Source organism: Promicromonospora citrea (assembly GCF_013004695.1).
Taxonomy (GTDB): Bacteria; Actinomycetota; Actinomycetes; order Actinomycetales; family Cellulomonadaceae; genus Promicromonospora; species Promicromonospora citrea.
Map to the genome: position 1 here is coordinate 1 of NZ_JABEMG010000177.1, position 7,019 is coordinate 7,019.

Consider the following 7,019-nt stretch of genomic DNA (forward strand, 5'->3'; position numbering starts at 1 on the left):
CGCCACCCCCGCCGAGCCCCAGCCCGCCGTGCGCCGGCGCTCCCGGACCGACCGCTTCGCTCCGTCGCCGCAGCCCGACGACGCGCCGGCGTACCCGTCGTCCGGCCCGACGCCGTCCGCGGGCCCGGCCTACCGGCCCGGCACGGGCCCGCAGCCGCAGGCGGATGAGCCCGAGGACCTGTGGCAGCCCCCGGCGTCCTACGAGGCGCCGTCGTACGGCGACGTGGCGGACGACCTCGACATCACACAGCCCCGGTACGCGCCGGAGCCCGCCTACCAGTCCGGGTCGAGCTTCGCGCCCGCGCCGTCCGCCTACCAGCAGGGCGCCTACGACCAGAACGACTACGGCTACACGGCTGACGCGCCCGCCTACGACCAGGGCGCCTACGAGTACGCCCAGTCGGGCTACGGCTCCTCGTACGCCGACGGCACCGCGCCCGGCGCCACCGCCACGGCCGACGCGCGGCCGTGGGAGTCCGGCGGCTACCTGTCCGGCCCGGAGGGGGGCTACGGCGAGCAGGCGTTCGACGGCGACCCGTTCCCGTCCAGCGCGCCCGAGGCGCCCGCCCGCCCCGTGCCTCCGCACGAGAGCATCCGCGCCAGCACGCCGATGCTGTTCGAGGAGGAGGACGACCCGGACCTCGAGGCGCTCGCCCGCTCGATCGGCACACCCACGCGCATCGTGTGGTCCCGCCCGCGGCGCAGCCAGCACTTCGAGGCGATGCTGCTGCCCGACGGCGCGATCGAGCTGTCCAACGGCGCCCGCTACCGGCACCCGGACTCGGCCGCGACGGCGGCGTCGGGCTCCTACACGGCCGACGGCTGGAACGTCTGGCGGATCGGCGACACCGGTCCGACCCTCGTCGAGGAATTCGCGCGCCGGTTCTCCTGAGCCGGGGCCCGGCCCGCCCTCAGGGCCGGACGACGACCTTGCCGAACTGGCTGCCCTCCGCGAGCCGGAACAGGGCGTCGGCCGCGCGGTCGAGCGGCAGCTCCGCGTCGATGACCGGGCGCACCCCCGTGCGGGCGCAGAACCGGGCCAGCGCCGCGAGGTCCTCGCGTGTGCCCATGGTCACGCCCTGCACCCGGATCTCCTGGAAGAAGATGCGCGTGAGCTCGGCGGGCGGGGCGTCGCCCGACGTCGCGCCGCAGACCAGCACGGTGCCGCCCGGTCGCACCGACCGGATCGAGTGCGCCCAGGTCGCCTGTCCCACCGACTCCAGGACGGCGTCCACGCGCGCGGGCAGCCGCGCGCCGGACTCGACGGCGCCCGCGGCGCCCAGAGCGACGGCGCGGTCGCGCTTCTCGGCCGAGCGCGACGTCACCCAGACCTCCAGGCCGGCCGCGGCGCCGAGCAGCACGGCGGCCGTCGCGAGCCCGCCGCCCGCGCCCTGCACGAGGACGCGGTCGCCGGGCGCGAGGCCGCCCTGCGTGAACAGCATCGAGTACGCGGTGAGCCACGCCGTCGGCAGGCACGCGGCCTCCTCGAACGACAGCTCGGCGGGCTTCGGCACGAGGTTCGCCGTCGGCACGGCGACCCGCTCGGCGAGGGTGCCGGGGTAGCGCTCCGACAGCAGCGACCGGGGCTCCTTCGGCCCGACGCCGTGCCCGTCGGCCCCGATCACGCCGTGCACGAGCACCTCGGTGCCGTCAGGGGTCACGCCGGCGGCGTCGGTGCCGAGGACCATCGGGAGCTGCTCCTCGCGCAGGCCGACGCCGCGCAGCGACCACAGGTCGTGGTGGTTGAGGCTCGCCGCCCGCACGTCCACGGTCGTCCAGTGCTCCGTGGTCGCGGGGTCCGGCCGGTCTCCCACCTCCAGTCCGTCCAGGGGGCTGTCGGGCGAGAACCGGGCGACGTAGGCGGCGAGCATGCGCCCGACCCTAACCGACGCCGGACCAGCCGGCCGGGACCGTACCGAGCCGCACGCGCTGGGGGTGGTCGCCGACCGGCACGGACGTGATCTTCTCGCCGGTCGCGAAGTCGATCGAGGTCACCTGGTCGGCGCCGGACTCGGAGACCACGCACGCGGCGCCGTCGCCGGTCACGGTCGCCCAGTACGGCTTGTCGACGGCGACGAGCGGCCCCTCGGCGAGCGTGGCCCGGTCGACGACGACGGCGTAGTCGTCCATCGTGCCCGCGACGCACAGGTGCTCGCCGGTCGGCTGCATCGTGAGGCCGTGGTGGCGCGAGTCGTTGACCATGTCGGTGCGCCGGCCGTCGAACACGCGCGGCAGGGTCGCGACGCGGGTGATGCGGTCGCTCGCGACGTCGTACTCGAGGAACCCGCCGAAGAACGAGACCTGGAAGTAGAGCCTGGACCCGTCCGGGCTGAACGCGGCGGGGCGCACGGCGTCGGACAGGTGGTCGAGGCCCGCGGCGTCGAGCCGGTCGCGCATGTCGATCTCGCGGACCACCTCGAAGGTCGCGGCGTCGGCGACGGTGATGACGCGGTCGCCCTTGAGGAAGTCGAGGGCCGGGTCGTCGAGGTCGTTGTTCACCTCGCCGATCGACATGTTCCAGATCAGCCCGTCGGCCGTGTAGACGTTCTCGTGCGGCTTGTCGCCCGTGCGGAACGAGCCGAGCTCGGCGCCGGTCTCGATGTCGAGCACGTGCACCCGGTTGCCGGTCGACGCCGAGACGGCCACCTGCGTGCCGTCGGGCGAGACCGCCATGTGGTCGGCGCGGAAGCCGGACACCCGGAACCGCCACTCGACCTCGCCGGTGCGCAGGCTGATCGAGACGACGTCGGCGAAGCTGGGCCGCGAGACGACGAGCGAGGTGCCGTCGGGCGTGGTGTACAGGTCGTCGGCGAGCTGGTCGTGCCCCTCGCCGACGGTCTCGCGGACGACGAGGAACGCCGCGAGCCGGACGGGGTCGCGGTAGATCTCGCGCATCCGCTCGGCGCGGTCCGGGACGACGTCGACCTGCGCGACGGGGGTCAGGTCCGCGCCGGAGGACAGCGCGGAGGCCGTGCCGTCCCAGTTGTTGGCGACGAACAGCACCTCGCGAGGCGGTGGGTCGGCGTGCGCGGGCGCCGCCGCGGCGGCGGTGAGCGCGAGCGTGGTGGCGATCGAGAGTGCGGTGGAGAGTGCACGGCGCTGTGTCACGGGACGCTCCTTCTCGTCGGGCCGGTCGGCGGTGACCGGCCCGACGAGGTTACTGGAGCTGGGTTCAGTAACGGAAGTTCACCCGGCGGCGCTCTCTTCCGTGCCGATGTCGAACATCCACGCGATACCGAACTTGTCGGTGAGCGCCCCGTAGTAGTCGCCCCACGGTGCGAGCTCGAGCGGCTGGCTCGGGGTCGCGCCGTCGGACAGCTTCTCGTAGGCGCCCCTGATGTAGTCGTGGTCCTCCGGGCCGCCCGTGAGGGCGACCGTCACCCCCGCGGTGGGCGCGACGTAGGCCATGAAGGACGGCGTGTCGGCCGCCATGATGGTGAGGCCGCCCGGGGTGTCGAGCTGGCCGTGCATGACGAGGTCCCGGTCCTCGTCGGGTGTGGGCATCCCCTCCATGGGGACCCCGCCGAACGTGCTGATGTCGAGCTCGCCGCCGAGCACGGACTGGTAGAAGGCGAGAGCGTCCTTGGCCTCCGACCTGAAGCTGAGGTAAGGGTTGAGCTTGGCCATACGGTCACGCTAGACCCGGCCGGCGCGCGGCGCAGGACGGTTACCCGAGGAACTCGCTCACCATGGGACCCATCTGGTCCGCCTCGACGAGGAAGCCGTCGTGGCCCACGTCGCTCGTGACGATCCGCAGCGGCTCGGCGCGGGGCAGCCACTGCGCGAGCCGGGCGGACTGCCCGGGCGGGAACAGCCGGTCGCTGTCGACGGCCACCACGAGCGCGCGCGACGTGACCTGGCTCAGCGCGGCCTCGACCCCGCCGCGGTCCCGCCCCAGGTCGTGGGACAGCATCGACTCGGTGAGCACCACGTAGGAGTTGGCGTCGAACCGGCGGGCCAGCTTGTCGCCGTGGTGGTCGAGGTACGACTGGACGGCGAACCGTCCGCCCGCGAACGGGTCCTCGCCGCCCTGCGGCAGGCGGCCGAACCGCTGGTCGAGCTCGTAGCCGGTGCGGTAGGTGGTGTGCGCGATCTGGCGCGCGATGCCGAGCCCGGTGTGCGGGCCGTCGTCGTCCGCCGCGCCGTAGTAGTCCCCGCCGCGGAACCGCGGGTCCATGCGGATCGCCGCGAGCTGCGGGCTGGCCCACGCGATCTGGTCGCCGCCGGTCTGGGCCGTCGTCGCGATGGCGGCGATGGTGCGCACCTCGATCCCGGCCTCGGGACCCAGCAGGGCCCACTCCAGCACGCGCAGCCCACCCATCGACGCGCCGATGACGAGCTGCCACGAGTCGATGCCGAGCGCCCGGGTCAGGGCGATCTCGACGGCGACCTGGTCCCGCGTCGTCACGTACGGGAAGCGGCCGCCCCAGGGGCGGCCGTCCTGCGCGGTCGACGACGGGCCGGTCGTGCCCTGGCAGCCGCCGAGCACGTTGGGGGCCACCACGAAGTACCGGTCGGTGTCGATGGGGCGGCCCGGACCCACCATCTGCGACCACCAGCCGGCCGTCACGTGACCCGGCCCGGCGTCGCCGGTCACGTGCGAGTCGCCGGTCAGGGCGTGCAGCACGAGGACGGCGTTCGATCCGTCCGGGGCCAGGGTGCCCCAGGTCTCGTAGGCGACGCGGACCGCGGGCAGGTGTCCGCCCGCCTCGAGATCGAACGCGCCGAGGTCGGTGAACTGCCGGTGGCCCGGGTCGTCGTCCTCGCGCCAGGCCCCGCTGGCGGGGACGGGCGGCTTCGAGCGGGAGCGTGAGGTCTCGACGGCGCTGTGCGGGGCCTCGGGGAGCGTGACGGCCATGGGATCTCCTGCGGCTCGGGACGGTGAGCCCGGGGTGCCGGGCTCCTGGCGGGTGCCCTGCGGGCACCCCCTGCGGACATGCCCGGGGCGGGCACCGGGTTCTCCGGTGCCCGCCCCGGGCGTCGACGCCTCGATCAGCTCGCCTGGTCGCCGAGGAGGTTCTTGGCCGCGGTGAAGCCGAGCTCGAGGTCCGCCAGGATGTCCTCCACGTGCTCCAGGCCCACCGCGAGGCGGACGAGGCCGGGCGTGACCCCGGACAGCGCCTGCTCCTCGGGCGTGAGCTGGGAGTGCGTGGTCGACGCCGGGTGGATCACCAGCGAGCGCACGTCACCGATGTTGGCCACGTTCGAGTGCAGCTCGAGGGCCGACACGAACGCCTGGCCTGCCTCCGCCCCGCCGTCGAGCTCGAACGCGAGCACCGCGCCCGCACCGCGCGGCGCGTACTTCTGTGCGTTCGCGTGCCACGGCGAGCTCGGCAGGCCCGCGTAGTGGACGACGCGGACGTCGTCGCGCGCCTCGAGCCACTGCGCGACGTGCTGCGCGTTGGCGACGTGCCGCTCGAGGCGCAGCGACAGCGTCTCCAGGCCCTGGGAGAGCAGGAACGCGTTGAACGGTGAGATCGCGGCGCCGAGGTCGCGGAGGAGCTGCACGCGCGCCTTGAGCACGAACGCCAGGTTGGCGCCGAGCGCGCCGTCGACGCCGAGGTCGCGCGCGAAGACGAGGCCGTTGTAGCTCGGGTCGGGGGTGTTGAAGCCCGGGAACTTCTCCGGGTCGGCGCCGAAGTCGAACCGGCCGCCGTCGACGATCACGCCGCCGATGGCGCTGCCGTGGCCGCCGAGGTACTTGGTCGCGGAGTGCACCACGATGTCGGCGCCGTGCTCGAACGGCCGGATGAGGTACGGCGTGGCGACCGTGTTGTCCACGACGAGCGGCACGCCCGCCTCGTGCGCCACGGCGGCCACGCCTTCGATGTCCAGCACGTCGGCGCGCGGGTTCGGGATGGTCTCGCCGAAGAACGCCTTGGTGTTCGGGCGGACGGCGGCGCGCCACGCGTCGAGGTCGTGCGGGTCGTTCACGAACGTGGTCTCGATGCCGAACTTGGGCAGCGTGTGGTGGAGCAGGTTGTACGTGCCGCCGTAGAGGCTGGCGGACGCCACGACGTGGTCGCCCGCCTGGGCGAGGTTGAGGAGGGCGAGGGACTCGGCCGCCTGGCCGGAGGCGACGAGCAGCGCGCCGACGCCGCCCTCGAGGCTGGCGATCCGGTCCTCGACCACCTGCTGCGTCGGGTTGCCGATGCGGGTGTAGATCGGGCCCAGGTCCTTCAGGGCGAACCGGTCGGCCGCGACCCCGGCGTCGGGGAACACGAACGACGTGGTCTGGTAGATCGGCAGCGCGCGGGCGCCGGTGGCCGGGTCCGGCTCCTGGCCGGCGTGGATCTGGCGCGTCTCGAAGGACCAGTGGGGCTGCTGCGTCATGGCTGTCCTGCTTCCTGTGTCGGGGTGCTTGTCGGGCGATCTGGCGAAGACGTGCCGCGGCGTGCCCCCGAGGGGCCTGCGCATCAGGAGGTGGGTCCGCGGCGGACGGTGCGCACGCGGAGGTCCGGCCGGACGGCCGAGGGCAGGCGAACGTGCGCGAGGTCAGTGGCAACACATTCGACAAGTCATGGGTGTGACCGTAGACGGCCGCGAGCGACCCCGAAACCCGTGTCTTGAATCCTGAGATTCGAAAATGAGACGACCCGGACAACGCGCGGCCTTGGGTGAGGGTTTGCCTTCCGGTCGCGCGATCGGAGGGTGCGGGTCACAGTGGTGCGGTGACACCGGAGTGATTCACAGGATCTGCGCAAGGCGACACGCCGTCCCGGCGCAGATCGGGAGGGGGATCATGAGGCAGGTTCGACACGGCCACCCCGACGGCCACGGGTTCGGCGTGGTGCTCGCACTGCGGGCGCTCGCGGCGGCGCTGCTCGCGCTCGGGCTGGTGATCCCCTGGGGCCCCGTCGCCAAGGCCGACCCGCCCCCCGTCCGGCCGACGGGCGCGCCGTCGGAGCAGGACGCGAGAGCGGCGCGGGACGCCGTCGCTGCGGGGGCGCTCGACGTCCAGGAGGCCGAGGCGGCGCTCGCGGCGCTGCGGGCAGGGCTCGAGGCGGCCCAGGTGGCGG

Annotated in this window: 7 protein-coding genes; 2 read left to right on the forward strand and 5 right to left on the reverse strand. The window is 73.9% G+C overall.

Going from position 1 to position 7,019, the window contains the following annotated elements; translation table 11 throughout:
* On the forward strand, window positions 1-892 hold an 892-nt coding region (locus HLB15_RS21345; RefSeq protein ID WP_212760193.1), incomplete at its 5' end, for a restriction system modified-DNA reader domain-containing protein.
* A 19-nt stretch (window positions 893-911) separates the two neighbouring features.
* On the opposite strand, the gene HLB15_RS21350 is transcribed toward HLB15_RS21345, so the two are convergent.
* The 5 genes from HLB15_RS21350 to HLB15_RS21370 form a co-directional block, all read right to left on the reverse strand.
* Window positions 912-1,871, reverse strand: coding sequence for a zinc-binding dehydrogenase (locus HLB15_RS21350; RefSeq protein WP_171108460.1), 960 nt, complete (start codon window positions 1,869-1,871; stop codon window positions 912-914).
* A 10-nt stretch (window positions 1,872-1,881) separates the two neighbouring features.
* On the reverse strand, window positions 1,882-3,108 hold the full coding sequence (locus HLB15_RS21355) for a YncE family protein (RefSeq protein ID WP_171108462.1): 1,227 nt from the start codon (window positions 3,106-3,108) through the stop codon (window positions 1,882-1,884).
* A gap of 78 nt (window positions 3,109-3,186) precedes the next feature.
* Entirely contained in the window at window positions 3,187-3,627 is a 441-nt protein-coding gene (locus HLB15_RS21360; protein WP_171108463.1) for a VOC family protein, read from the reverse strand.
* A gap of 40 nt (window positions 3,628-3,667) precedes the next feature.
* Complete coding sequence (gene metX / locus HLB15_RS21365) at window positions 3,668-4,858, reverse strand: homoserine O-acetyltransferase MetX (RefSeq protein WP_171108465.1); 1,191 nt, start codon at window positions 4,856-4,858, stop codon at window positions 3,668-3,670.
* 134 nt (window positions 4,859-4,992) lie between these two features.
* Entirely contained in the window at window positions 4,993-6,333 is a 1,341-nt protein-coding gene (locus HLB15_RS21370) for a bifunctional o-acetylhomoserine/o-acetylserine sulfhydrylase (protein ID WP_171108467.1), read from the reverse strand.
* Between the two features lie 409 nt (window positions 6,334-6,742).
* Here HLB15_RS21370 and HLB15_RS21375 point away from each other — a divergent pair.
* A partial coding sequence (locus tag HLB15_RS21375) for a hypothetical protein (protein ID WP_212760194.1) occupies window positions 6,743-7,019 on the forward strand: 277 nt, incomplete at its 3' end.